Source organism: Aeromonas sp. FDAARGOS 1415 (genome assembly GCF_019048365.1).
Lineage (GTDB): Bacteria > Pseudomonadota > Gammaproteobacteria > Enterobacterales > Aeromonadaceae > Aeromonas > Aeromonas taiwanensis.
This window is the reverse complement of sequence record NZ_CP077363.1, coordinates 2,948,621-2,970,864: the sequence shown is the minus strand read 5'-3', so window position 1 is coordinate 2,970,864 and position 22,244 is coordinate 2,948,621. Positions and strand designations below refer to the sequence as shown.

Sequence of the window (22,244 nt, the reverse complement as noted above, 5' to 3'; positions counted from 1 at the left end):
CCAATATCAATTAGTTAAATATTTTTTAAACATTAAACATCTGTACCGGAAATAACGTGCAGATGACGTCAATGCCTCTTCTTGAGGTAGACAGGCGTTTCATTTATTACAGTAAAAACCATGTTTTCTGACCCGGCGTCCCGTGGCCGAGCCCCTATCCCTTGTTCTTGTTGGAGTCATACCAGAATGGAAAATAACGATCTGTCTGTCGTTGAAAAGAGAGTGGTTGCCAGATTCCTGGATATGTTCATCAAGTTTGGCCTGATCCTGGCGCTGGGCTCCTTCTGCTTCACCGTCTTCTCCCCCTTCATGAACATGATGCTGTGGGCCCTGATCCTGGCCGTGACCCTCTACCCCCTCCACCAGCGTCTCGCCGCACGTCTGGGCGGAAAGCAGGGCCGGACCTCCACCCTGCTGACGCTGCTGGGCATCCTGTTGCTCGTGGTGCCCACGATCGCCATGTTCAGCTCCCTGGGTGACAGCGTCAGCGTCCTGGTCGACAAGGTGAACAACGATACCCTGGTGATCCCGGCCCCCTCCGCCGAGATTGCCAACATCCCGCTGATCGGCACCAAGCTGCATGCCCTCTGGACCAAGGCGTCGATGGACCTGTCCAGCTTCATCGTCAGCTACAAACCGCAGATTGGGGAGCTAACCAAACGGGCCCTCGGCCTGCTGGCCAGCATGGGGGGCGACCTGCTGGGCTTCGTGTTCTCCTTCATCGTGGCCGGCATCATCATGGCCTTTGGTGCCTCGGGCGCCAACAGCGCCGATCGCATCTTCATGCGCATCACCAATGAGAAGAAAGGGCTGGAGCTGACCAAGCTGTGCACCAGCACCATCCGGGCCGTCGCCATGGGGGTCATCGGGGTTGCCTTCATCCAGGCCTTGCTGGCCGGCATCATCATGTCCATCGCCGGGATCCCGGCGGTCGGTGTCCTGTTCGTGCTGGCCTTGATCCTGGGGATCGCCCAGGTCCCCGTCCTTCTGGTCACAGGGCCGGTCATCGCCTACATGTGGATGTCGGGGGATCACGGCACCCTGCTCAACATCGTCTACACCGTGCTGCTGCTCGTGGCCGGCATGGCCGACAACGTGCTCAAGCCGCTGCTGCTGGGACGCGGTGTCGATGCCCCCATGCCGGTGGTCCTGCTGGGCGCCCTGGGCGGCATGGCGACCAATGGCATCCTCGGCATGTTCATCGGCGCCACCATGCTCTCCATCGGGTATCTCATCTTCATGGCCTGGGTCGACGACGGTCTGGCCAACCCGGAAAAATAACCCCATGGCCGAACGACCCGTCATTCGCCCCCTGCTTGTCGGGGGGTCTTGCCTGTTGCTGAGCGCCTGTACCCTGCTTGGTCCCGACTATCAGCCCCCCCGGGTCGAGGAGATAAGCAGCTGGCAGGGCGCCCGCGAAAGCCAGCAGGCGGCGACCACGGCCGACTACCGCCAGTGGTGGGACAAGCTGCACGATCCCGTGCTCAGCGCCCTGGTGCAGGAGGCGCTGCAAAAGAACCCGGATGTCCGGATTGCAGGGCTTCGCATCCTCGAGGCCCAGGCCCAGCTCGGCATCGCCGAGAGCCTGCTGGGCCCCCAGGCGACGGTGGGCACGGCAGAGTTCCTGCAGGCCGGCCAGAGCCGCAACGGCCACAGCAGCGCGGGCAGCAGCTACGGCGCCGGGTTCAATCTCGGCTGGGAGCTCGACTTCTGGGGCAAGTTCCAGCGCGGGGTCGAGGCGGCGGACGCCAGCTACTTTGCGACCCTGGCCCAGTATGATGACGTCCAGGTGCTGATGGCAGCCCAGGTGGCCCAGCTCTACGTGAGCATCCGCACCCTGGAGGCCAGGCTCATCATCGCCCGCGAAAACGCCCGCATCCAGGAGCGCAGCCTGCAGATCACCGAGCGGCAGTTCAAGAGCGGCAACACTGCCGAGCTGGACGTGCAGCAGGCCAAGACTCAGTACCTGGGCACCCTCTCCAGCATTCCCCAGCTCGCGACCACGCTGCGCCAAAGCCAGAATGCCCTCTCCGCTCTGCTCGCACGATCCCCCGGGCCCCTGCCCGAGATGCAGGAAGGCACAGGCGTCATTCCCAAGGGCGAGCTGGCGCTGGTTGCCGAGATGCCCGCCGATCTGCTGCGCCGTCGTCCCGACGTGCGGGCGGCAGAGCGACAGCTGGCCGCCCAGTCGGCCCTGATCGGCGTGGCCGAGAGCGATCTCTATCCCTCCATCACCCTGCTCGGCACCCTCGGGATCAACGCCGCCGGCGGTGAGAGCGGCACCTACTCCTGGGGGATTGGCCCCTCGCTGAGCTGGAACCTGTTCGATCAGGGGCGTCTTGGCAACCAGATCCTGGTGCAGGATGCCCGCTTCCAGCAGCTTCACGAACGTTATCGCGACAGCGTGCTCCAGGCGGCCCGCGAGGTGGACGACGCCGCCGTGGCCTATGCCAACGGCCAGGAGGAGATCACCCTGCTGACCCAGACCGGCGAGGCGGCCCGCCGCTCACTCGAGATCGCCAACACCCAGTATCGCGAGGGCATGGCGGACTTCCAGCGCGTGCTCGACTCCCAGCGCGCCCTGTTCAGCCAGCAGGAGCGGCTGGTCAACAGCCGGGGCGCCCGGATGCGCGACCTCATCACGCTCTACAAGGCACTGGGCGGCGGCTGGGAGCAGGGGCGCGAACGCCCCCTGGTCACCTCCGAAGTGGATGCCCAGCTGCGCAAGCGCGCCGACTGGGTTCCCCTGCTCGACGCCGCCCGCCCCATGACTCAGAAGGCAAGCGCCCATGACTGACAACACCACCTCTCCCGGCCAGTCCAGCCGTCGGGCCACCCTAGGGCTGCTGGGGATCATCCTGCTGCTGCTCGGCTGGTATCTGCTGGCCGACAGGCTCACCCCCTACAGCTCCCAGGCCCGCGTGCAGGCCTTTGTGGTGCCCATCGCCGCCGAGGTCTCCGGCCAGATCCAGAAGGTCCATGTACGCGACAACCAGGACGTGGATGCCGGCACCCCCCTGTTCGAGATCGATCCCGAGCCCTATGACATCGCTCTCGCCAAGGCGAGATCCGACTATCAGACGGTCCTGAGCGGCGTCAAGGCGAGCACCGAAGGGGTCAAGGCGGCGGAAGCCTCCCTGATGGCCATGCGCGCCGCCTATGACAACGCCGCCAAGGATGCCCAGCGCCAGGAGCGGCTCTATCGCGAAGATCCGGGGGCCATCTCGGTGCGCCGCCTCGAGGTGGCCCAGGCCAACCGCGAGACCGCGAAGAGCCAGGTGGCGGCGGCCGAGGCCGACGTCCGGCGCGCCATCGAGGCGGCTGGCGCCACCGGGGAGGACAACTCCCAGCTGCTCAGTGCCCGCTCGGCGGTCAACAAGGCCGAGCTGGATCGCCAGAACACTCACGTGGTGGCGCCGGGGCGCGGCCTCATCACCGATCTACGCACGGACACCGGCCAGTTTATCGGTGCCGGCTCCCCGGCCATGACCCTGATCGCCATCCACGACGTCTGGGTCTCGGTGGACATGACGGAGAACAACCTGGGCAACATTCGGCCCGGTGACAAGGCCGCCATTTTGCTCGACAGCCTGCCCGGCCAGCTGTTCGAGGGAGAGGTGCTCAGCATCGGCTACGGGGTCAGCACCGGCAAGAGCCAGCCCGCCGGCACCCTGCCCACCGTGGACAACAGCCGCGACTGGCTGCGCCAGGCCCAGCGTTTCCCGGTCAAGATCGCCTTTCGGGCCGACGATCAGCCCCCGGTCGACGCGCTGCGGGTCGGCGGGCAGGCCGACGTGCTGGTCTACACCGGCGGCAACTGGGTGATGCACTGGCTGGGGGGGCTCTACATCCGGTTGATGAGCCTCTTCTCCTTCCTCTATTGAGGTCCATGACGTGGAGCCGTCCCATGCATAACCTCGACCGGGCAGTGCTGCGCATCGGCACCGGCATCGGGCTCTCGGCAGGCCTCTGTTACGGCATGGGCCTGCCCATGCCCCACCTCGGCGTCATCATCGCCTGGGTCGTGCTGTGCCAGCCCGGCGAGCCGATCGGCCTCAAGAAGGGGGCCCTGGGCGGACTCCTGCTGCTGGGGATCATGGTTTCCGGGGTGCTGCTGGTGCCCCTGCTGACCCACTACGCCCTGGCCAGCATTCTGCTCGTCGCCCTGATGCTTTATCTGCTGATGCAACAGGGGATGGCTGGCAAAGGCACCGCCGCCATGCTGCTCACCATGGCCATCACGGTGATCCCGATAGCCGGTCTCATCGAACAGCGACTGGCCATCGCCATCGCCCAGATGATGGGGGTGGGGATCCTGGTGGGCGTCCTGGTCAACCGCATGGCGCATGCACTCTTTCCCCCCATGGCGGTGGCGGCCTCCCAGAAAAACCCCACACACCAGCCCCCCGAGCATCCCGAGCGGCTCGCCCTGCGCGCCGTGGCCATCGTGCTGCCGGTCTGGCTGCTGGCACTCGGCAATCCGGCGTTCTACATCCCCGCCGTCATGAAGACGGTGGCCCTGGCCCAGCAGAGCACCTCCCTCAATGCCAGACTGGCGGGTCAGGAGCTGGTGCTCTCCACCCTGATGGGGGCCCTGCTGGCGCTCGCACTCTGGATGGGGCTCAGCCTCTGGCCGTCCCTGTTGATGCTGGTGCTGATGCTGGTGCTGATGACGCTCTGGGTGGCGCGACGCCTGGTGCCGCTGGCGGCAAGCCGCTTCCCGCCCTCGTTCTGGAGCAACGCCTGGATCACGGCACTCATCCTGTTTGGCCCGGCCATCGAGGACAGCGCCAACGGCAAGGATGTCTGGATGGCGGCCGCCATGCGGTGCGGCCTCTATCTGCTGGTGGCCGGCTACGGCTGGTTGTGTATCTTGCTGCTGGAGCAGTGGTGGCCGGTCGGTCGCCCCCTGGCAAAAGCCAAATTAGGAGAGTGACATGTTCCTCATTTTTATGGTCGGCATCCCGGTGATCCTGGTCAACATGCTGCTGCAATCCCTGGTCTCCGTCTGGTGTGTTCGCTTCTATATCAAACACTTCAAGGAGCAGGAAGGGGCCCTGGCCGGCATACTGGCCCTGTTTGGCATCATCACTCTGGTGATGCTGGGCAACCTGACGCAGATCGGGGTCTGGGGGGCGCTTTTCCTCTGGCTTGGGGAGTTCAGCACCCTGCACGAGGCCATCTACCACTCCGGTGTCAACTTCGCCACCCTGGGGTATGGGGACATCGTCATGAGTGACAAGTGGAAGCTGCTTGGCCCGCTGGAAGCCGTCAACGGTGCCCTGATGGTAGGTCTCTCCGGTGCCTGCATGCTGACCGTGCTGCAGCAGCATATCGGCAAGCAGCTGAAGAACAGAGGCCACTGACCCTCCCCCGCCTGGAAGAAGAAAAGCAAGGGGGCCACTCTGTCGAGTGGCCCCCTTGTCATTGCGAGCGGACTGATCGGCCAGCGATGGCCCTCCCCTATTCGGCGATCGCCATCTGCCAGGTCTTGAAGCCGCCGGAGAGGTTCTTCACCTTGAAGCCGTGCTGGCTCAGCAGCCGGCAGGCCACATGGCCGCGCAGCCCCACCTGGCAGCTGATGAGCAGCTCCTTGTCCCTGGGCAGCTCATCGAGGCGGCTGCGCAGCTCATCCAGCGGAATATGCATCGCCCCCGGGATGCGGCCCAGCTTGTCGAGCTCCGGGGTGTTGCGCACATCCAGCACCACCTGATGGGGATGGCGGGCCTGCACCTCGGCCGCGTGGCAGAGGATGGTATCTCCTTTCAGATGGTTGCTCGCCACGAACCCCGCCATGTTGATCACGTCCTTGGCCGAGCCAAAGGGGGGGGCATAGGTGAGCTCCAGATCCTGCAGATCGAACACGGTGAGGCCGGCACGCTGGGCCACCGCCAGCACGTCGATGCGCTTGTCGACGCCATCCTTGCCGATGGCCTGGGCGCCGTAAATCTTGCCATCCGGGGCAAACAGCAGCTTGAGGCTGACCGGGTGGGCGCCGGGGTAGTAGCCGGCGTGGCTGCCCGGGTGGACATAGGCCTTCTCGAACGGCAAGCCCAGCTGGACCAGCCGCTTCTCGTTCAGGCCGGTGCTCGCCACCGCCAGATCGAACAGCTTGCAGATGGCGGTCCCCTGGGTCTTCTTGTAGGTTTCGCTTCGCCCCAGCATGTTGTCGGCGGCGATGCGGCCCTGACGGTTGGCCGGGCCCGCCAGGGGAATGAGCACCGCCTCGCCGGTCACGAAGTCGGTCTCCTCCACCGCATCCCCCACCGCATAGATGAAGGGATCCGAGGTGCGCATGCCCGCATCCACCTTGATGCCGCCCCGCGGGCCCAGCTCCAGTCCGGCCTGGGCGGCGAGCAGGGTCTCGGGTTTGACCCCGATGGCGAGGATCAGCAGACCGGTGTCGAGATGGGTGCCATCGCTCAGGGTCAGACGCAGACCACCCCGTCGTTCGGCAGTCACGGTGGCGGTGTCCGCCAGCACATCCAGGCTCTCGATGGCCGAGAGGCCGGTACGCAGGCGCAGATCCACCCCCTCCTCGCGGATGCGGGCGTGAAGCATGTTGGCCATCTCTTTATCGACCGGCGCCATCACCTGCTCGGAGAGCTCCAGCAGGGTCACTTCCAGCTTGCGCTGGTGCAGGGCCTCCATCATCTCCAGGCCGATGAAACCGCCCCCCACCACGGTGACGTGGCGAGGCTTGTCCTGCTCAAGGGCCGCCAGGATGCGGTCCATGTCCGGGATGTTGCGCAGGGTATGCACGCCCGGGCTGTCGATGCCGGGGAAGGGCGGGCGAATGGGGGCCGCCCCGGGGCTTAGCAACAGGGCATCATAGGATTCGTGCAGCACCTCCCCGCTTTGCAGGTTGCGCACCAGCAGATTCTTGCCTGCCTTGTCTATCTCGATGACCTCGTGGAAGACCCGCACATCGACGTTGAAGCGGCGCTTGAAGCTCTGCGGTGTCTGCAGCAAGAGAGCATCACGGCCAGGAATGTCCCCCCCGATGTGATAGGGCAAGCCGCAGTTGGCAAAACTGACGAACTCCCCCCGCTCGAACACCACTATCTCGGCCTCTTCATTCAAGCGCCGCGCTCTGGCCGCCGCCGATGCTCCCCCGGCCACGCCGCCCACGATCAGGATCCGTTTCATCTGCAAGACTCCACTCAACTGGAAATGAACAATAAATTAGATCTTTCTAATTTAGACTTCAATGAAATTTTGTTTGCCACGGTTTTGCAGTATTCTTGGCCTCCGGCAATTGCTCAACAGGATAGTGTCCGTTCATGTCGTCTACCGCGCTCAGTCATCTTCCGACCGCCAGCCAGGCCCCGCTGTTCTTTCGCCTGGATACCCGTAGTCAACGGCTGGTTGCCCTGACCGATGTGATGCAGACGCCGCTTCACTGGCTCGATGAGCCCCGCAGTGCCTGGCCTGCCCAGTTGCCTGACGCCCTGCGCCAACCCATCGAGCAACGGCTCGCCAGCGGCAAGGGGGGCAAGCTCCTGCTGCGTTTCGCCTCCCAGCAGTGGCACATCTCCCTCTCCCGCGAGCAGGACGCCTTCTGGCTCATCTGTCTCCAGACCCAGTCCCAGGAGAGCGCGGCCAACCTGTCGCTGCAACTGCCTCGCCTGAGCCAGATGGCCAGCCAGCAGCAGTACGCCGCCATGCTGGAGAGCCTCAAGGAGGCGCTGGGGGCAGATCGCCTGATCCTCTGGCACTACCAGGCCAACGGGCCTCTTGGCAGCGAACAGCTGACCCCCGTCTTCACCCTGAATGTCGAGTCCCTCGGCGCCATTCGTGGCGACAGTCGCTATATCCGGGCCCTGCGTACCCGGGGCGCCCTGAGCTTCTCGGAGGCGGCCCACCAGCCCATGCTGAGCCAGCACTATTACCTGTCCGATGCCAACGTCTGCTCCCGCCTGGACGGTGCCCTGCTGGAACAGGAGAAGCTTATCGGCGTGCTCAGCCTCGAATATGCCGAGAGCACCCTGATTGGCGACGAGGCCCTGCAGCTGGTGCGCCAGTGCGCCCAGTTGCTGGGTCACTGGCAACCGGAACCCGTGGAGGCGGAGTCCCCCTCCATGGCCCCTCCCGCCGACTTGGCTGGCAAGACCGGCAATGACTACTGCCGCACCCTGCTTCGCTGGGCCATGCAAGCCTGTGGGGCCCCCCTCGGCTGGATCGGCGAGTTCCAGCCCCGCGGCCAGGATCTCTGGTTCATTCCTCGCTGCGTGCTGGATGGAGACAGCTTCTCCACTTTCAAGGCCATGCGCATGGAATTTGGCCCGGGCCAGGAGATCTTCCAGCACGGCCAGAGCCTCTATGTGGAAGATCTCGCCCTGCGCTACCCCCAGGCCGGCCAGTTGCTGGCCCTCAATGCCAAAGCCTACCTCGGCATTCCGCTGCCTGGCCCGAACGGTGTTCCTCTGGGCCAGCTTACCCTGTTGCTCGGCGGGCCTCTGGCCGACCCCATGCCCCTGCTCGACGCCCTCTACGAACAGCGTGAACGGGCCGCCGTCGAGCTAGGACGCCTTGCCAACGACGATGCCCTGCGCCTGGCCGAGGTGGCCTTCAACACCCACGATGGCCTGCTGGTGATGGATCACGGAGGCATCATCCTCAAGGTCAACGCCTCCTTCAGCCGCATCACCGGCTTCGTGGGCGAGGAGATGATCGGCCAGCACATCGAGGCCCTGAGACCCACCTACTATGGCGACAGCCTGAAAGAGGACGTGATCACCGCCGTCAACCGCCAGGGATACTGGCTGGGAGAGGAGCAGTGCCTGCACAAGGAGGGTCGTCTCTTCCCGGTACGGCTCATGGTGAGCGGTGTCAGGGATGAGGCAGAGGAGTTCAGCCACTTCGTCTGCAGCTTCCACGACATCACCCAGGAGAAGGAGGCGGCCCGCCACATCGAGCGCCTCGCCTATTACGACGACCTGTGCGATCTCTACAACAGGCGCAGCCTGAACGACATCATGCAGCGCACCCTGCAGGCCCCAAACGGTCAGTGGGGGGCCCTGCTGCTGCTGGATCTGGACAACTTCAAGTCGATCAACGACTCCCTCGGCCATGCCAGCGGCGACCTGCTGCTCCAGGCCGTGGTGGTGCGCCTCAAGTCCCTGCCCCAGGAGAACCTGGTGCTGGCCCGCACCTCGGGGGACGAGTTTGCCCTGCTGTTCACGGCGCTCGGCCAGGGCTATGTTACCGCCAAGATCCTGGCGGAGCATTTCGCCCGGGAGCTGATGGGGCTCTTCCGTGCCCCCTTTGACATCGGCGAGCACAAACTGCACTGCAGCGCCTCCGTGGGGATCAGCCTGTTCAGCGATGACGACAAGGATCATCTGGCCCTGATGCAGCAGGCCGATACGGCGGTACACATGGCCAAGCGCGCCGGCCAGGGTAACCACATCTTCTTCAGCGAGGCCATGGCGGAGAGGGAGAAGAGCAAGCTGGCCCTCAACAACCAGTTGCGCGATGCCCTGCGCAACAACGAGCTGGTGCTGCACTACCAGCCCCAGTACAGGGTCGACAATGGCAGCCTCTCCGGGGTGGAGGCCCTGCTGCGCTGGCAGAAGGCCGACGGCACCATGGTCCCCCCCGGCGAGTTCATCCCCATCGCCGAAGAGACCACCCTGATCCAGGAAATTGGCTACTGGGTGATAAAGACCGCCTGTGCCCAGTACAGCTACTGGCTCAACAACGGCCTCATCATTCCTCACCTGTCGGTCAACGTCAGCGCTCGCCAGTTCCACACCGCCGGCTTCGTGCAACAGGTGGAGTACATACTGCGGGACACCGGCGTGCCCCCGTCGCGTCTGCTGCTGGAGATCACCGAGTCCGTGGTGCTGGAAAACCGGCTGGAGAGCATCGCCAGGATCCGCCAGCTCAAGGCCATCGGCCTGCTCATCTCCATCGACGACTTCGGCACAGGCTATTCTTCCCTCGCCTATCTGCGCGATCTGCCCGCCGACGAGGTCAAACTTGATAGAAGCTTCATCCAGACGCTGGTGCACAGCGAGCAGGACAAGGCCATCGTCAAGGCCATCCTGGATCTCGCCCGGGTATTTCGCTTCACCGTCACCGCGGAGGGGGTGGAGGAAGAGGAACAGCTGGCCGTGCTTAAAACTCTGGGGTGCCAGCATTATCAAGGCTTCCTCACCAGCCGGCCACTCCCCGTCAAGGCGCTGGAGAGCCTGCTGTGTACTGCCGCCTCGGGCTAAACATGTAGGATTTATAGGGCTTTTTGTCATAAAATAACGACCGCTCGAACCTTGTCCGAACCATTGGAGTCGTCTATGTCAGTCATTAACCGGATCCCTGCCGTTGAACCCAAGGGGCCTGCCGACCAGGGCTCGCGGCAGATCGCCGCCGTTGAAGCCAGCGACACCAGCAGCACCGACGTCATTGGCCGGATCCACTCCGTCGAGACCTGCGGCACCGTCGACGGCCCCGGCATCCGCTTCATCGTCTTCATGCAGGGCTGCCTGATGCGCTGCAAGTACTGCCACAACCGGGACACCTGGGACACCCAGGGTGGCCGCGAGGTCACCGTGCCCGAGCTGATGAAGGACCTCACCAGCTATCGCCACTTCATGAATGCTTCGGGCGGCGGCGTCACCGCCTCCGGGGGAGAAGCCATGCTGCAGCAAGGCTTCATCGCCGAGCTGTTCGCCGCCTGCAAGGCACAAGGGATCCACACCTGCCTGGACACCAACGGCTTCGTGCGTCACTACGACGAGCTGCTCGATCGGGTGCTCGACAACACCGATCTGGTGCTGCTCGACATCAAGCAGATCAACGACGAGAAGCACATTCCGCTTACCCACGTCAGCAACAAGTACACCCTGGAATTCGCCCGATATCTGGCGTCCCGCGGCCAGACCATGTGGATCCGCTACGTAGTGGTGCCCACCTGGTCCGACGATGACGAGAGTGCCGAAGGGCTCGGCCAGTTCATCGCCGAGCTGGGGGAGTGCGTCGAGAAGGTGGAACTGCTGCCCTACCACGAGCTCGGCAAACACAAGTGGGACGTGCTGGGAGACACTTACGATCTGGTCGGCATCAAGCCCCCCAGCAAGGAGACCATGGACAGGATCCAGGGCATCCTCGGCAAGTATCACCCCAACGTGAAGTATTGAGACAGGAGGCCGCCCGGCAAAGGGCGGCCTCTTTGCATTGCGCCGCAGGCGCCCGCCACGGCGTCATCACTAGCAGCGACACCCGAGGGAACAGGTCATGAGTGAAGGACAAGTCGCCGCCCTCCTGCTCTGGCTGGTGCTGCTCGCCTTCAGCCTGAACGCTTCCCTGCTGCGCACCCTCCACGCCAACCCGCTCTACCAGCACCTCTGCCTGGGAAGCGCCATCGTCCTAGTACCGCTCTGGACCCTGCGGGCCGGGCTGCACGAGGGGCTGGAGATCCACTTTCTCGGCCTCACCAGCCTGACCCTGCTGCTGGGCTGGCGCCTCGCCCTGCTCGCCCCCTGCCTCACCCTGCTGATCCTCTCAGCCTTCGATGTCACCGAACTAGCGGACATCGGCTGGCAGGCCCTGATCGGCGTTGCCCTGCCGGTGGCCACCAGCTGGCTGCTGTTTCTGGCGAGCTGGGCCTGGCTGCCCCGCCACCTCTTCGTCTACCTGTTCGTGGCCGCCTTCCTCGGAGGGGCCCTCAGCATCTCGGTCAAGATCCTCGCCAGCGCCCTGCTGATGGGGATGAGCGGCACCTACCCATGGCACATCATCAGTGCCGACTACCTCTCCATCTGGCCGCTGCTGCTCTTTCCCGAGGCCCTGCTCAACGGCATGACCATGACCCTGCTAGCCGTCTACCGCCCTCACTGGGTCAATACCTTCTTCGATCGGGAGTATCTGGGGCGCTGATCCTGCCCCGTTGTTCATAAAAAAGCCCGCTATCGCGGGCTTTGTTGTCTTAGTACATCACACGCTGCGGGGGCGCAGGTGGGCGTGCCAGCGTGCCTCCCACTTCTTGAACAGCCAGACGATGGCGAAGGTGAGCAGCATGTAGAGCAGGCCGGCGGTCAGGAAGGCCTCGAACGGGCTGTAGTAGCGGGAGTTGATGATCCGCGCGGCCCCCGTCAGGTCGACGATGGTGATGATGCCCGCCACCGCCGAGCCCTGCAGCATGAAGATCACCTCGTTGCTGTAGGCAGGCAGCGCACGGCGGAACGAGTTCGGCAGGATGATCCGGGTGAGCGTCTGCCAGCGGGTCATGCCGAAGGCGCTCGCCGCTTCAATCTGCCCTTTGGGCATGTTCAGCACGGCGCCCCGCACTATCTCGGCGGTGTAGGCGCCGGTATTGAGGGTGAACGCCAGCAGGGCACAGAACCAGGCCTCGGAGAAGAGGGACCAGGCCGCGCTGTTCTTCAGCCACTCCCACTGGGCGGCGCCGTAGTAGATGATGAAGAGCTGCACCAGCAGCGGGGTGCCGCGGAAGAAGTAGATATAGGCCCAGATTGGCCCCTTGATCAGCCAGTTGCGGCTGTTGCGCAGGATACCCATGGGCACCGCCAGCATGAGCCCCAGCATGAGGGAGGCCGCCACCAGCCAGATGGTGGTGTAGAAGCCCTCCCAATAGGTGGGCCACTCCGTGAGAATGATCGAGAAGTCCATGGCTTACCTCGTCTTGATGGCGTAGTGACGCTCGGCCCACTTGAGCGCCGAGGTAGAGACTGCGGTGAAGATCAGGAAGATCAGCGCCACCGCCATGTAGAAGGTGAAGGGCTGCTGGGTCGAACCCGCCGCCAGCGACGCCTTGCGCACCATGTCATCGAGCCCGATGATGGAGACCAGGGCCGTGGTCTTGAGCAGCACCAGCCAGTTATTGCCAAAGCCCGGCAGGGCGTGGCGCATCATCTGGGGGAAGAGGATCCGCACAAACACCTGACTCGCCCGCATGCCAAAGGCGCGCGCGGCCTCGAGCTCTCCCTTGTCCACCGCCAGGATGGCGCCGCGGAAGGTCTCGGTCATGTAGGCGCCGAAGATGAAGCCGATGGTGGCCACCCCGGCCGCAAACGGGCTAATGTCGATGTAATCCGGCAACAGCGAGACCCACTCCTGGTTCGGATTGCTCTCGAGCAGGTAGTTGTTGTAGGCCTCGTTGACCCAGGTGCAGACCCCGTTGATGAGCACCTGGCCGCCGAAGAACAGCAGCATCATCAGCACCAGGTCGGGAATGCCGCGAATGACGGTGGTATAGCCCGCCGCCACGCCGCGCGCCCACTTGTAGGGTGAGAGCTTGGCCAGGGCCCCCAGCATGCCGAGCACCAGAGCCAGCAGCAGGGAGGCGAGCGCCACCTCCAGGGTGATCCATGCCCCTTCCAGCAGGGAAGTTTCGTATCCTTTCAAATCAAACATATGCAATGCAGCTCCATCGCAATCGGGCCCGTCACTCCCAGCGGAAGGCAACGGGCCCGATGACTACTGACGGGATCAACCTGTCGTTGTTCGCCTGACGTTTTGCGGCTTATTCGCCGTACACGTCGAAGTCGAAGTACTTGTCGTTGATTTCCTTGTACTTGCCGTTGGCACGCAGGGCCAGGATGGCGGCATTGAATTTCTCTTTCAGATCCTTGTCAGCCTTGCGCACCGCGATACCGGCACCCTCGCCAAACCACTTGGGATCGGTCAGTTTCGGGCCGATGAACTCGTAGGCATCGCCCCCTTCCTTCTTCAGCAGGCCGTCGCTGATGGCGGCGGAGTCGGCCATCACATAGTCGACACGGCCGGATTTCAGGTCGAGGTAGGCCTCGTCAGCGGTGCCATAACGCTTGATGGTGGCGTTGGGGAAGTTGTCCGTGATGTAGGTGTCCATGGAGGTGGCGCGCTGCACGGCGATGGTCTTACCATCCATGAAGGCCTTGTCCAGCTGGATTTCGGTGCCCTTCTTGGCGGCGAAGCGGGCCGGAATGTGCTGGTACTTCTGGGTGAAGTCCACCTTCTTCTTGCGCTCTTCGGTGATGTCCATGGTGGCGATGATGGCGTCATACTTGCGCGACAGCAGCGCCGGGATGATGCCGTCCCAATCCTGCTTGATCAGGGTGCACTTCACCTTCATCTCTTCGCACAGGGCGTTGGCGATGTCGATGTCAAAACCCTTCACCTCGCCGCTCGGCTCGGTCCAGGAGAAGGGGGGGTAGGCCCCTTCCACCCCGATACGCACCTCTTTCCACTCCTTGGCCATCAGGCTACCGGAACACAGGGCCGTCATCACGGCGGTCGCCAGCATCAGCTTGTTCATGTATCTCTCCTTGATAAACACGTCGATCGTTGAAAGTACGGATTGTGAAATTGACTCCCGTCCATCAATAGATGGAGGAGATGAATTGTTTGAATCGCTCCGACTTGGGATGGGCAAAGATCTCCTTGGGATTGCCCTCCTCCTCCACCCGCCCCTGGTGCAGGAACATCACCTTGTTCGACACGTCGCGGGCAAACGACATCTCGTGGGTCACCACCATCATGGTGCGCCCCTCTTCCGCCAGCTCGCGCATCAGGCCGAGGACCTCCCCCACCAGCTCGGGGTCGAGGGCCGAGGTGGGCTCGTCGAACAGCATCACCTCGGGATCCACCGCAAGCGCACGGGCGATGGCCGCCCGCTGCTGCTGACCGCCGGAAAGGTGACCGGGGTAGTAGTCGCGACGCTCCCACAGGCCAACCCGGTTGAGCAGGTGTTCCGCCTTGGCGATGGCCTCGGCACGGGGCACCTTGAGCACCTGGATGGGCACTTCGATGATGTTCTGCATGATGGTCATGTGCGACCAGAGATTGAAGCTTTGAAACACCATGGCCAGCCGGCTGCGGATACGCTCCACCTGGCGCATGTCCTCCGGCAACCGCTCGCCGGAACGGCTGGTCTTCATCCGGATCAGTTCTCCGTGCAGGGAGACGCTACCCGATGAAGGGGTTTCCAGCAGATTGATACAGCGTAGAAAGGTCGACTTCCCCGAACCCGAGGAGCCGATCAGGGAGATAACATCCCCCTTGTGGGCCGTCATATCGATGCCCTTGAGCACTTCGTGGGTGCCAAAGTACTTGTGCAGATCACGAACTTCCAGTGCGGCAACGTCGCTCATCCATTACAACCTTGTCTGTCCCTAGACGCCGCTTCGGCGTGACACCGCCATCGTTCATTTAACAAAACGTTAACCGATGGCAACCTTCAGCGAAAATATCATTCAGATAGTTAAAAAACAATACAGAACCGAGGTATTTGGTGTTTTATCTGTATTTTTATTGGTCAGCTTGGTATTTTTCAGCACTTTGTCTGCATAAAATTCGTTTTCAACCTGACCTGTCACACCGACCTTTTATACCCGTAACGCACTGGTAGCAAGAATATTCCACCATTCCCCCAAGATGTCACTCAAAACGACTTTATTCACCCAAGGCGGCCTGGGCTAGCGCGTGATTTTATGGGGATGGAATTGATTTCACTGGCGATGTCCCCTGCTTTCCTGTCTCCTGTCCCTCTCCTCGTTCGTCAAGAAAACATAACAATGTGATAAAAAAGCCCCGCACGGGGCATGCAAACTCACTGATATGTGACACAGATGCAACAAGTCGTGATAATGTGCCGTTTCTCCCAGTTTTGTGACCGAGGCCCCAATGTTGCTCAATGTGTTGCTGATCCTGCTGCCGCTCGTGATCGGCTATCTGGTTCCCCTCTCCTCCCCCCGACTGATCAAGCTGGTCAACCAGTCTCTGGGCAAGATGGTCTATCTCATCCTGTTTCTCATGGGGCTGGGGCTCGCCTACGTGGAGAACCTGGGCAGCAACCTGGCGGTGATCTTCAAGGTGGCCGGCGTGATGCTGGCCGCCATTACCCTGTGCAACCTGCTGGCCCTCTGGTGGCTGGACAGGCGCTCCCCCCCCACCCACGAGACCATCGACGGCAAGATGCCGAGCAAGCTGCACCTGCTGTGGGAATCCCTCCAGCTCTGCTTCGTGGTGCTGGGGGGCGTTCTGCTGGGGCTGCTGGTCGACCTGCGCGCCCTGCCCATCGACAAGTTGAGCGAGTGGGCCCTGATGCTGCTCCTGCTGCTCATCGGCATCCAGATGCGCAACTCCGGCATGCACCTGCGCCAGATCCTGCTCAACCCCTGGGGCATGAAGATCGCCGCCACCGTCATCCTCAGCAGCTGGCTTGGCAGCCTGCTGGCCGCCCAACTGCTGGGCATGCCCTTTGCCCACGGGCTGGCCATGAGCTCCAGCTTCGGCTGGTATTCGCTCTCCGGCATCCTGGTGGCGGACAAGCTGGGCCCAGTGCTGGGCTCGGCCGCCTTCATCAACGATCTGGGGCGCGAGCTCATCGCCATCCTCATCATCCCGGTGCTGATGCGTCGCCACCCCAGCGCGGCCATCGGCTACGGCGGGGCCACGGCGCTGGACTTCACCCTGCCGGTGATCCAGAAATCCGGCGGCATCCAGGTGGTGCCGGTGGCCATCGTCTCCGGCTTCATCCTGAGCCTGCTCGGTCCCATTCTGATCCTGGGGTTCCTGGCCATCTGACCGGGGCATGCACAGCAAAAAACAAAGCCCGGCAGCAGTGCCGGGCTTTTTGTATGTGAGCGGGAATGGAGAGACCCGGTTGGTGCGGCCACTCAGGCTCGCCACTGGCCGCCGCTCATCACCCGCGCTATGACGAGCGTCTCGGGGTCGATGAGCAGCAGATCCGCATCCTGCCCCACACCCAGGGTCCCCTTGCCGGTCAACCCCAGCGCCCTGGCCGGGTTGGCCGTGACCACCGCCAGCGCGCTGGCAAGGGGCACGCCGAGGGCACAGGCCCGGCTGAATTGCTGCCACAGGCTCCCTATCTGGCCGCAACGCAGCTCGATAAGGCGCCCCTCGCCGTCGAAACGTGGCAGGCTGGCATTGGCGTCCGAGCTGAAGCTGATGCGCTCTCTGGGCACACCGGCGGCCAGCAGCGCCACCAGGGCATCCGCCGCCAGCTGCTCGCCATCGTCCAGCAGATCGGGGAAGCTGGAGGCGGTGAGATCGACCCAGCCGCCGGCCCGCCCCCACTCGATGGCCTCGGCAAAGAGCCAGGGGTTGCGGTTGCAGTGGGTGGGGTAGAGCTGGCGCAGCGGGATGTCGGTGCCGTCTCGCAGAGCCCGCAGCGGCGCCAGCGCCCCCCGGCCATCCCCCAGATGGAAGAAGCTCACCCCGCTCTTGCCCGCGAGCAGCCCGGCCACCCGCGCCTCGCTCGCCAGCCGCGCCAGCTCGTCATGGGTCGGCGCGCTGGATCTGTGGTCGCTGATGGCCACCTCCCCCACCCCCAGCACCTCGGGAATGAGCATGATGTCCGACTCCACCGAGCCGGTGAGGGTCTTGACCGGCAGGTGGTAGGAACCGGTGTACATGAAGGCGCTCACCCCGGCGGCGCGAAACTCCCGCACCTTGCCGAGCACCTGGGCCGGCGTGCGGGTCAGGCTGTCGGTGCCGAGCGCCGCCACCAGGGTCGTGACCCCGGCTTGCAGGGCCTCGCTCGCCGCGAGCTCCGGGGTACGAAAGGCAAAGCCCCCTTCGCCTCCGCCCCCCGTGATGTGAGCGAGCGGGTCCACCAGCCCCGGCACCAGGTAGCGGCCACGGCCGTCGATGCGGGCCAGCGGCCAGTCAGCTGGCACCGTCAACCCCTTGCCCATCCAGGCGATGCGACCATCGGCCATCAGCAGATCCTGCTGGCCGAGGGGGGCCGGACTGAATACCTCGGCCCCCTCGATCAGTGTCAACATGGGGTATCTCCTTGCTGCATGAAAAAAGAGGGAGCAAGCTCGCTCTGCCTGTTACCCATCAACCGCCATAGATATCGTACTTGAAGTACTTCTGGTTGATCTCCTGATACTTGCCGTTGGCGCGCAGGGCCTTGATCGCCTCGTTCAGCTTGGCCCTGAGATCCTGATCCCCCTTGCGCACCGCGATCCCCATGCCGTCGCCAAACCACTGGCGATCGGTCAGGGCCGGCCCCACGTACTCGAACTTGTCGCCTCCCTCCTTGCTGAGCAGCCCCTGATCGATGGCCGAGGCATCCGCCAGCAGGGCCAGCACCCGACCCGCCTTCAGATCGAGGTAGGCCTCATCGGCACTGCCATAGCGCACTATGGTGACGTTGGAGCCAAAGTTGTCGGTCAGATACTTGTCGTGGGTGGTGGCACGCTGCACCCCGATGCGCTTGCCCGCCATGCCCTCCGGCGTCAGCGTCAGCTCGGTGCCCTTGGCCGCCACGAAGCGGTTCGGAATGCGGGCGTATTTCTCGGTGAAGTCGACCTTCTTGCGCCGCTCGTCGGTGATCGACATGGCGGCGATGATCCCGTCGTATTTGCGCGACAGCAGCGCCGGGATCATGCCGTCCCAATCCTGGGCCACCAGCTCGCACTTGACGGCCATCTGCAGGCACAGGGCGTTGGCCAGATCGATGTCGAAGCCTTTAATCTCCCCCGACGCGTCGGTCCAGGAGAAGGGAGGGTAGGCCCCCTCCACGCCGAAACGAACGGTCTTCCACTCCTTGGCGGTGACGGGGGTGGTCAGCAGGCAGGCAGCAAACAGGGCTGACAGAGTCAGTGTGGTCTTCATCATGAGTACTCCATTACATAGAAAGCGCACAGGCGCGGTCAAGGCATCGCAAGCGCGGGCAAGCGATGGCCAAAAAACGGCAAATTGCAGATGAGCAGGATTACGCCGCCAGGGGCATCATTCGATTGGCAGGCGTCAATGAACTGCTCCGGGGCCTCGACTTATTCGTCGAACCACTCGGAGAGATAGAAAGGCTTGAAGTAGAAGGCCAGAAAAAAGCCTCTGGCATTGCGCATCATGGTGATTTGTCGCGTCCTGTGACAAAGATGACATGCACCTTAACACGCCCCAAATTTTCCCCGCAAGGGGGCGCTGGGGGCGCGATGAAAAATCCTGCCCATGGTCAATCCCGCCGGCATCCGTTAGGCTCGGATCATCCCGTCAACACCCTGCTCGTGAGCCCCATCCATGAATTTTCTGGCCCATCTCCATCTGGCGGCCCATACCCGGAGCTCCCTCACCGGCAACCTGCTGGGGGACTTCATCAAGGGCCCGCTGCCCACGGGCCTGCCTGCCCCCTTCGACGAGGGGATCTGGCTGCACCGCAAGATAGATGCCTTCACCGACGCCCACCCCAGCCACCGGGCGGCAGTCGCCGGGTTCGAGGCCCCCTGGCGCCGCTTTGGCGGCATCCTGGTGGACATGCTCTACGATCACTGGCTCTCCCTGCATTGGCAGCAATTCAGTGGCGCCCCCCTGCCCCGCTTCCTGCAGCAGAGCTATGCCCAGCTGCTCGAAGATCATCACCGCCTGCCCCAGGGGCTGCCGATGGCCCTGCGGCGCATGGCCGAGCAGGACTGGCTAGCCTCCTACCAATATCGGGAAGGGGTGGGTGCGGCCCTCGACGGCATCGGGCGCCGCCTGCGTCGCCCCCTGCCCCTCGGGGAGGCGCTCCTGACCCTGGATGAACCGCGCTGGCGCGAGGCGGAGCACGGCTTCCTGCACTTCTATCCTGAGTTGATGCGCTTTTGCGAAGAGCAGATCGCCGCACGCCGCGATCTGCCATGAAAAACGCCCCTGGCGGGGCGTTGTCGTGAGGGCGGGGCTTCAGGCCTTCGGGCTGGCCGGCAGGAACGTAAACGCCTTGGCCGGGACGAATTTGTCCGCCGTCTCGCCGGCATAGAGCTGCTGCTCGGTCAGCGGCAGCTTCCTGACCGGTGCCCCCGGGCGAAGATCCAGTTTGTCCATGCTCACCCAGAAGGTGTTGGGGAGGTGGGTCAGCTCGAAGAAGTAGCGCCGATGCTGCTGATCCGCCACGCTGCGCCACAGGGTGGTGGAGATGTTTGGCTGATCCGGGGTGCTGATCCCCATGGGCACGGAGACGTTGCGCATCACGCTCATCACCCCGGCCACCGCCTCGTTGGCCTGCTCCGTCCTCGGCAGGGTCTTGATGTAGAAGGAGGCGCGGGCGAAGCGATCCGCCGAGCGATTGGTGCCGGGCAGCATGGTGAGACCGCCTATCTCCTCCCAGTACTCGTTGAGGGCGAGCTGCTTGTCGAAGGTCGGCGAGTTGGTCATCACCTGGTAGCTGCGGTCGTGGTAGATCTGCAGCTTGCCCCCCACGTACTGAAAGATGGCGGAGTCCCCGCTCGCGTCCGAGAGGGAGAGGTGCAGCTGGCCCGGTTTGCCATCCGGGGTCAGGGTGGTCACCACATAGAACTCGTCCCGGGAGAGCGCCGCCACCGCCTCCGCCACGGTGGCGAAGTTGTCCAGGGCATACTGGGCCCACAGGGAGATGGAGAGGGTCTTGCGGGGATCCCTGTCACTCGGGGTCACGTACTGGGATTCGGTCAGATAGAGCAGATTGGCCACCAGCCCCTTCTCGTTCATGCCGTCGGCGGTGCCCGCATCGAAGCCCGCCGCCACCACGGAGCCGTAGCGAGCCGTCCACGTCATGGAGTGTGCACCGGCCGCCCCCTCCCGTTCGATGCCGCCGGGCAGAGCCCAGAGGTTGGTGGGCATGGCGCTGCGCCAGTCCATGGTCCGGCCGGTCACCACCAAAGCGCCCTCCCCCTGATAGACGGCGCGGGTACAGGCATCGGCCAGGGAGCTGACGGAGAGGGAGACGGTCAGGGCCAACAGGGTCTTCTGGAACAGGGGGGAAAACGGCATTTTCATATGAATCACTCGAGTCTGGTGAAAACCCAAGCATACCCCTTTAGGATTAAAGGTGTTCGATGGAGGCCGATTTATCTGCCGGGCCGCGCCGCCAAGAAAAACGGACATCTCCCAGGCAAAGAGGGTTATTTACACATTAATCAGATAGATAGGGGGAGTGAACCGGGCGACACCTGGCCGGCACCGCACTTCTCCCCCCGAAGGGGCTGCGACGGTTTCAGACATGTCCCGCCCGCGACCAGAGTGCGGGCGGGCCGGGCTCAGCCCTTCTTCTTGCGAATGCTCAGCCCCAGCTCCCGGCCGCGCAGCCGGGCGTAATAGATAGTGCCCACGAAGGCGAGCGTGGTGAAAACCAGCTCCACCACTGCGAGCCAGCGTTCCCCCTCATCCGTGGTGATGAGCGTCAGGGCATGGAGGAAGTAGGGCATCAGCACGAAGTTGCCCCAGGCATGGGTGTAGGGGTTGCCCTGCACTATCCCCTTCAAGGGGAAGAGCAGCGGCACCGTCCAGATCACCGGCAACAGCCATGGGGCAAGACCCGAGTGGGGCGAGAGCCACAGATGCCACAGCAGGACCCAGCCCAGCAGGCCGAAGAAGCCGACCAGGGTCAGCAGGCGGGCGAAGCGGGTGCTCACTTGAGGATCTCCAGCACCTGCTCCGGCGGGCGACCGATGCGGGCCTGACCGTTCTTGATGACGATGGGGCGCTCGATGAGCTTGGGATGCTGGTGCATGGCGGTGATCAGGGCATCCCCCTCTTGCTCGGCCAGTCCCAGCTCCTTGTAGAGATCTTCCTTGGTGCGCATCAGCTGGCGCGGGTCGCTGAAACCCAGCTGGCTCAGCAGGGTGCGGATGGCCTCCTCGCTCGGCGCCTGTTCCAGATAGAGCACCACCTCAGGGACGACCCCCTGCTGTTCCAGCAGGGCCAGGGTTTCGCGGCTCTTGGAGCAGCGCGGATTGTGGTAGATTTGGGTCTCGCTCATGGTAACTCCCTGATATTGCAAGATGGGACAACAAATGGCGCTATTGTAGGGGAAACGGATGGGCAGGGTAAGCGGGAAGGCTATGGAAATGAAACGGATCTGTTGGCTGATTGTGGCAACCCTGCTGACGGCCTGCTCGCCAGCGCCGCACTTCACCGACAGTGCGGGCCAGCGGGTCAGCCTGACGGCGTTCGAGGGCAAGCCGCTGCTGGTCAACTACTTCGCCCCCTGGTGCGCCCCCTGCCTGCGGGAGATGCCCCTGCTCGCGGCGCTGCACCGGGAGGGGCGGATCGGGGTGATCGCCATTCACTATGATCCCGCCACCCCCGCCGAGCTGACCGAGCTGGGCCGGCGCCATGGGATAACCGTGCCCCTGATGATCCCCGAGGACGACGCCCGCCTCCCCTTCCCCAAACCAGGGGCCCTGCCCACCAGCTACCTGCTCGACCGTGAGGGGCGACTGCAGGAGACCCTGGTGGGAGAGCTCGATGACGCCAAACTGGCCGCCCTCAAGGCGCGGGCCCTGGCCCCCTCCACGGCGCCGTGAGCGAACGCC

Annotated in this window: 21 protein-coding genes; 11 read left to right on the top strand and 10 right to left on the bottom strand. The window is 63.7% G+C overall.

The genetic code is table 11. From position 1 onward, the window contains the following. Positions 1–243 precede the first annotated feature (243 nt). From I6L45_RS14135 to I6L45_RS14115, 5 genes are read left to right on the top strand one after another with little or no spacing between them, the layout of a single operon-like run. Complete coding sequence (locus I6L45_RS14135; RefSeq protein ID WP_254204326.1) at positions 244–1,281, top strand: AI-2E family transporter; 1,038 nt, start codon at positions 244–246, stop codon at positions 1,279–1,281. Positions 1,282–1,285: 4 nt separating this feature from the next. Next, on the top strand, positions 1,286–2,797 hold the full coding sequence (locus tag I6L45_RS14130; RefSeq protein WP_216982384.1) for an efflux transporter outer membrane subunit: 1,512 nt from the start codon (positions 1,286–1,288) through the stop codon (positions 2,795–2,797). Next, positions 2,790–3,884: an HlyD family secretion protein gene (locus I6L45_RS14125; RefSeq protein ID WP_210548377.1), complete on the top strand. Its 1,095-nt coding sequence runs from the start codon at positions 2,790–2,792 to the stop codon at positions 3,882–3,884. The genes I6L45_RS14130 and I6L45_RS14125 overlap by 8 nt, the downstream gene beginning before the upstream one ends. Positions 3,885–3,907: 23 nt before the next feature. Next, positions 3,908–4,936 (top strand): DUF2955 domain-containing protein, encoded by a 1,029-nt coding sequence (locus I6L45_RS14120; protein ID WP_216982383.1) that lies wholly within the window; start codon positions 3,908–3,910, stop codon positions 4,934–4,936. A gap of 1 nt (position 4,937) precedes the next feature. After that, positions 4,938–5,366: an ion channel gene (locus I6L45_RS14115; protein WP_043761533.1), complete on the top strand. Its 429-nt coding sequence runs from the start codon at positions 4,938–4,940 to the stop codon at positions 5,364–5,366. Positions 5,367–5,463: 97 nt separating this feature from the next. Here the strand turns inward: I6L45_RS14115 and I6L45_RS14110 are convergent, their stop codons facing one another. Further along, entirely contained in the window at positions 5,464–7,149 is a 1,686-nt protein-coding gene (locus I6L45_RS14110) for an FAD-dependent oxidoreductase (RefSeq protein ID WP_216982382.1), read from the bottom strand. 134 nt (positions 7,150–7,283) lie between these two features. Here I6L45_RS14110 and I6L45_RS14105 point away from each other — a divergent pair, with 134 nt between their 5' ends. The 3 genes from I6L45_RS14105 to I6L45_RS14095 all read left to right on the top strand — a co-directional run bounded on the left by I6L45_RS14105 (position 7,284) and on the right by I6L45_RS14095 (position 11,880). After that, complete coding sequence (locus I6L45_RS14105; protein ID WP_216982381.1) at positions 7,284–10,223, top strand: GGDEF and EAL domain-containing protein; 2,940 nt, start codon at positions 7,284–7,286, stop codon at positions 10,221–10,223. 75 nt (positions 10,224–10,298) lie between these two features. Next, complete coding sequence (pflA, locus tag I6L45_RS14100; RefSeq protein WP_081843780.1) at positions 10,299–11,141, top strand: pyruvate formate lyase 1-activating protein; 843 nt, start codon at positions 10,299–10,301, stop codon at positions 11,139–11,141. 97 nt (positions 11,142–11,238) lie between these two features. Further along, entirely contained in the window at positions 11,239–11,880 is a 642-nt protein-coding gene (locus I6L45_RS14095) for an energy-coupling factor ABC transporter permease (RefSeq protein WP_216982380.1), read from the top strand. A 57-nt stretch (positions 11,881–11,937) separates the two neighbouring features. Here the strand turns inward: I6L45_RS14095 and I6L45_RS14090 are convergent, their stop codons facing one another. The 4 genes from I6L45_RS14090 to I6L45_RS14075 form a co-directional block, all read right to left on the bottom strand. After that, complete coding sequence (locus I6L45_RS14090) at positions 11,938–12,630, bottom strand: ABC transporter permease (protein ID WP_216982379.1); 693 nt, start codon at positions 12,628–12,630, stop codon at positions 11,938–11,940. A gap of 3 nt (positions 12,631–12,633) precedes the next feature. After that, positions 12,634–13,374 carry an ABC transporter permease gene (locus I6L45_RS14085; RefSeq protein ID WP_043761556.1) on the bottom strand — a complete coding sequence of 247 codons (741 nt, stop codon included), beginning with the start codon at positions 13,372–13,374 and terminating at the stop codon, positions 12,634–12,636. A gap of 109 nt (positions 13,375–13,483) precedes the next feature. Further along, positions 13,484–14,257 carry an ABC transporter substrate-binding protein gene (locus I6L45_RS14080; RefSeq protein ID WP_043808824.1) on the bottom strand — a complete coding sequence of 258 codons (774 nt, stop codon included), beginning with the start codon at positions 14,255–14,257 and terminating at the stop codon, positions 13,484–13,486. Positions 14,258–14,321: 64 nt separating this feature from the next. After that, positions 14,322–15,092, bottom strand: coding sequence for an ABC transporter ATP-binding protein (locus I6L45_RS14075; RefSeq protein WP_043761558.1), 771 nt, complete (start codon positions 15,090–15,092; stop codon positions 14,322–14,324). A 532-nt stretch (positions 15,093–15,624) separates the two neighbouring features. Here I6L45_RS14075 and I6L45_RS14070 point away from each other — a divergent pair. Next, a complete protein-coding gene (locus I6L45_RS14070) occupies positions 15,625–16,527 on the top strand; it encodes a lysine exporter LysO family protein (protein ID WP_043808820.1) in 903 nt (300 codons plus the stop codon). Positions 16,528–16,619: 92 nt separating this feature from the next. Here the strand turns inward: I6L45_RS14070 and iadA are convergent, their stop codons facing one another. Further along, a complete protein-coding gene (iadA, locus tag I6L45_RS14065) occupies positions 16,620–17,750 on the bottom strand; it encodes a beta-aspartyl-peptidase (RefSeq protein ID WP_216982378.1) in 1,131 nt (376 codons plus the stop codon). A gap of 58 nt (positions 17,751–17,808) precedes the next feature. Continuing rightward, complete coding sequence (locus I6L45_RS14060) at positions 17,809–18,591, bottom strand: ABC transporter substrate-binding protein (RefSeq protein WP_216982377.1); 783 nt, start codon at positions 18,589–18,591, stop codon at positions 17,809–17,811. A 405-nt stretch (positions 18,592–18,996) separates the two neighbouring features. On the opposite strand from I6L45_RS14060, the gene I6L45_RS14055 reads away from it, so the two are divergent. Then, the gene (locus I6L45_RS14055; protein ID WP_210548352.1) at positions 18,997–19,596 is read left to right on the top strand and encodes an ACP phosphodiesterase; all 600 of its coding nucleotides are present in this window, start codon (positions 18,997–18,999) and stop codon (positions 19,594–19,596) included. A gap of 39 nt (positions 19,597–19,635) precedes the next feature. Here I6L45_RS14055 and I6L45_RS14050 read toward each other — a convergent pair whose 3' ends face one another. The 3 genes from I6L45_RS14050 to arsC all read right to left on the bottom strand — a co-directional run bounded on the left by I6L45_RS14050 (position 19,636) and on the right by arsC (position 21,688). Then, entirely contained in the window at positions 19,636–20,706 is a 1,071-nt protein-coding gene (locus tag I6L45_RS14050) for a linear amide C-N hydrolase (RefSeq protein ID WP_216982376.1), read from the bottom strand. A 260-nt stretch (positions 20,707–20,966) separates the two neighbouring features. Further along, entirely contained in the window at positions 20,967–21,341 is a 375-nt protein-coding gene (locus tag I6L45_RS14045; protein ID WP_216982375.1) for a DUF2069 domain-containing protein, read from the bottom strand. Next, complete coding sequence (arsC, locus tag I6L45_RS14040; protein WP_043761564.1) at positions 21,338–21,688, bottom strand: arsenate reductase (glutaredoxin); 351 nt, start codon at positions 21,686–21,688, stop codon at positions 21,338–21,340. The genes I6L45_RS14045 and arsC overlap by 4 nt, the downstream gene beginning before the upstream one ends. A gap of 58 nt (positions 21,689–21,746) precedes the next feature. Here arsC and I6L45_RS14035 point away from each other — a divergent pair, with 58 nt between their 5' ends. Continuing rightward, complete coding sequence (locus tag I6L45_RS14035) at positions 21,747–22,235, top strand: TlpA disulfide reductase family protein (protein ID WP_216982374.1); 489 nt, start codon at positions 21,747–21,749, stop codon at positions 22,233–22,235. The last annotated feature ends 9 nt before the right edge of the window (positions 22,236–22,244 follow it).

Bases quoted from the DNA above. Each gene is read 5' to 3' on its own strand.
- I6L45_RS14135 (WP_254204326.1), top strand. From the start codon at position 244: ATGTTCATCAAGTTTGGCCTGATCCTGGCGCTGGGCTCCTTCTGCTTC.
- I6L45_RS14130 (WP_216982384.1), top strand. From the start codon at position 1,286: ATGGCCGAACGACCCGTCATTCGCCCCCTGCTTGTCGGGGGGTCTTGC.
- I6L45_RS14125 (WP_210548377.1), top strand. From the start codon at position 2,790: ATGACTGACAACACCACCTCTCCCGGCCAGTCCAGCCGTCGGGCCACC.
- I6L45_RS14120 (WP_216982383.1), top strand. From the start codon at position 3,908: ATGCATAACCTCGACCGGGCAGTGCTGCGCATCGGCACCGGCATCGGG.
- I6L45_RS14115 (WP_043761533.1), top strand. From the start codon at position 4,938: ATGTTCCTCATTTTTATGGTCGGCATCCCGGTGATCCTGGTCAACATG.
- I6L45_RS14110 (WP_216982382.1), bottom strand. From the start codon at position 7,149: ATGAAACGGATCCTGATCGTGGGCGGCGTGGCCGGGGGAGCATCGGCG.
- I6L45_RS14105 (WP_216982381.1), top strand. From the start codon at position 7,284: ATGTCGTCTACCGCGCTCAGTCATCTTCCGACCGCCAGCCAGGCCCCG.
- pflA (WP_081843780.1), top strand. From the start codon at position 10,299: ATGTCAGTCATTAACCGGATCCCTGCCGTTGAACCCAAGGGGCCTGCC.
- I6L45_RS14095 (WP_216982380.1), top strand. From the start codon at position 11,239: ATGAGTGAAGGACAAGTCGCCGCCCTCCTGCTCTGGCTGGTGCTGCTC.
- I6L45_RS14090 (WP_216982379.1), bottom strand. From the start codon at position 12,630: ATGGACTTCTCGATCATTCTCACGGAGTGGCCCACCTATTGGGAGGGC.
- I6L45_RS14085 (WP_043761556.1), bottom strand. From the start codon at position 13,374: ATGTTTGATTTGAAAGGATACGAAACTTCCCTGCTGGAAGGGGCATGG.
- I6L45_RS14080 (WP_043808824.1), bottom strand. From the start codon at position 14,257: ATGAACAAGCTGATGCTGGCGACCGCCGTGATGACGGCCCTGTGTTCC.
- I6L45_RS14075 (WP_043761558.1), bottom strand. From the start codon at position 15,092: ATGAGCGACGTTGCCGCACTGGAAGTTCGTGATCTGCACAAGTACTTT.
- I6L45_RS14070 (WP_043808820.1), top strand. From the start codon at position 15,625: ATGTTGCTCAATGTGTTGCTGATCCTGCTGCCGCTCGTGATCGGCTAT.
- iadA (WP_216982378.1), bottom strand. From the start codon at position 17,750: ATGTTGACACTGATCGAGGGGGCCGAGGTATTCAGTCCGGCCCCCCTC.
- I6L45_RS14060 (WP_216982377.1), bottom strand. From the start codon at position 18,591: ATGATGAAGACCACACTGACTCTGTCAGCCCTGTTTGCTGCCTGCCTG.
- I6L45_RS14055 (WP_210548352.1), top strand. From the start codon at position 18,997: ATGAATTTTCTGGCCCATCTCCATCTGGCGGCCCATACCCGGAGCTCC.
- I6L45_RS14050 (WP_216982376.1), bottom strand. From the start codon at position 20,706: ATGAAAATGCCGTTTTCCCCCCTGTTCCAGAAGACCCTGTTGGCCCTG.
- arsC (WP_043761564.1), bottom strand. From the start codon at position 21,688: ATGAGCGAGACCCAAATCTACCACAATCCGCGCTGCTCCAAGAGCCGC.
- I6L45_RS14035 (WP_216982374.1), top strand. From the start codon at position 21,747: ATGGGCAGGGTAAGCGGGAAGGCTATGGAAATGAAACGGATCTGTTGG.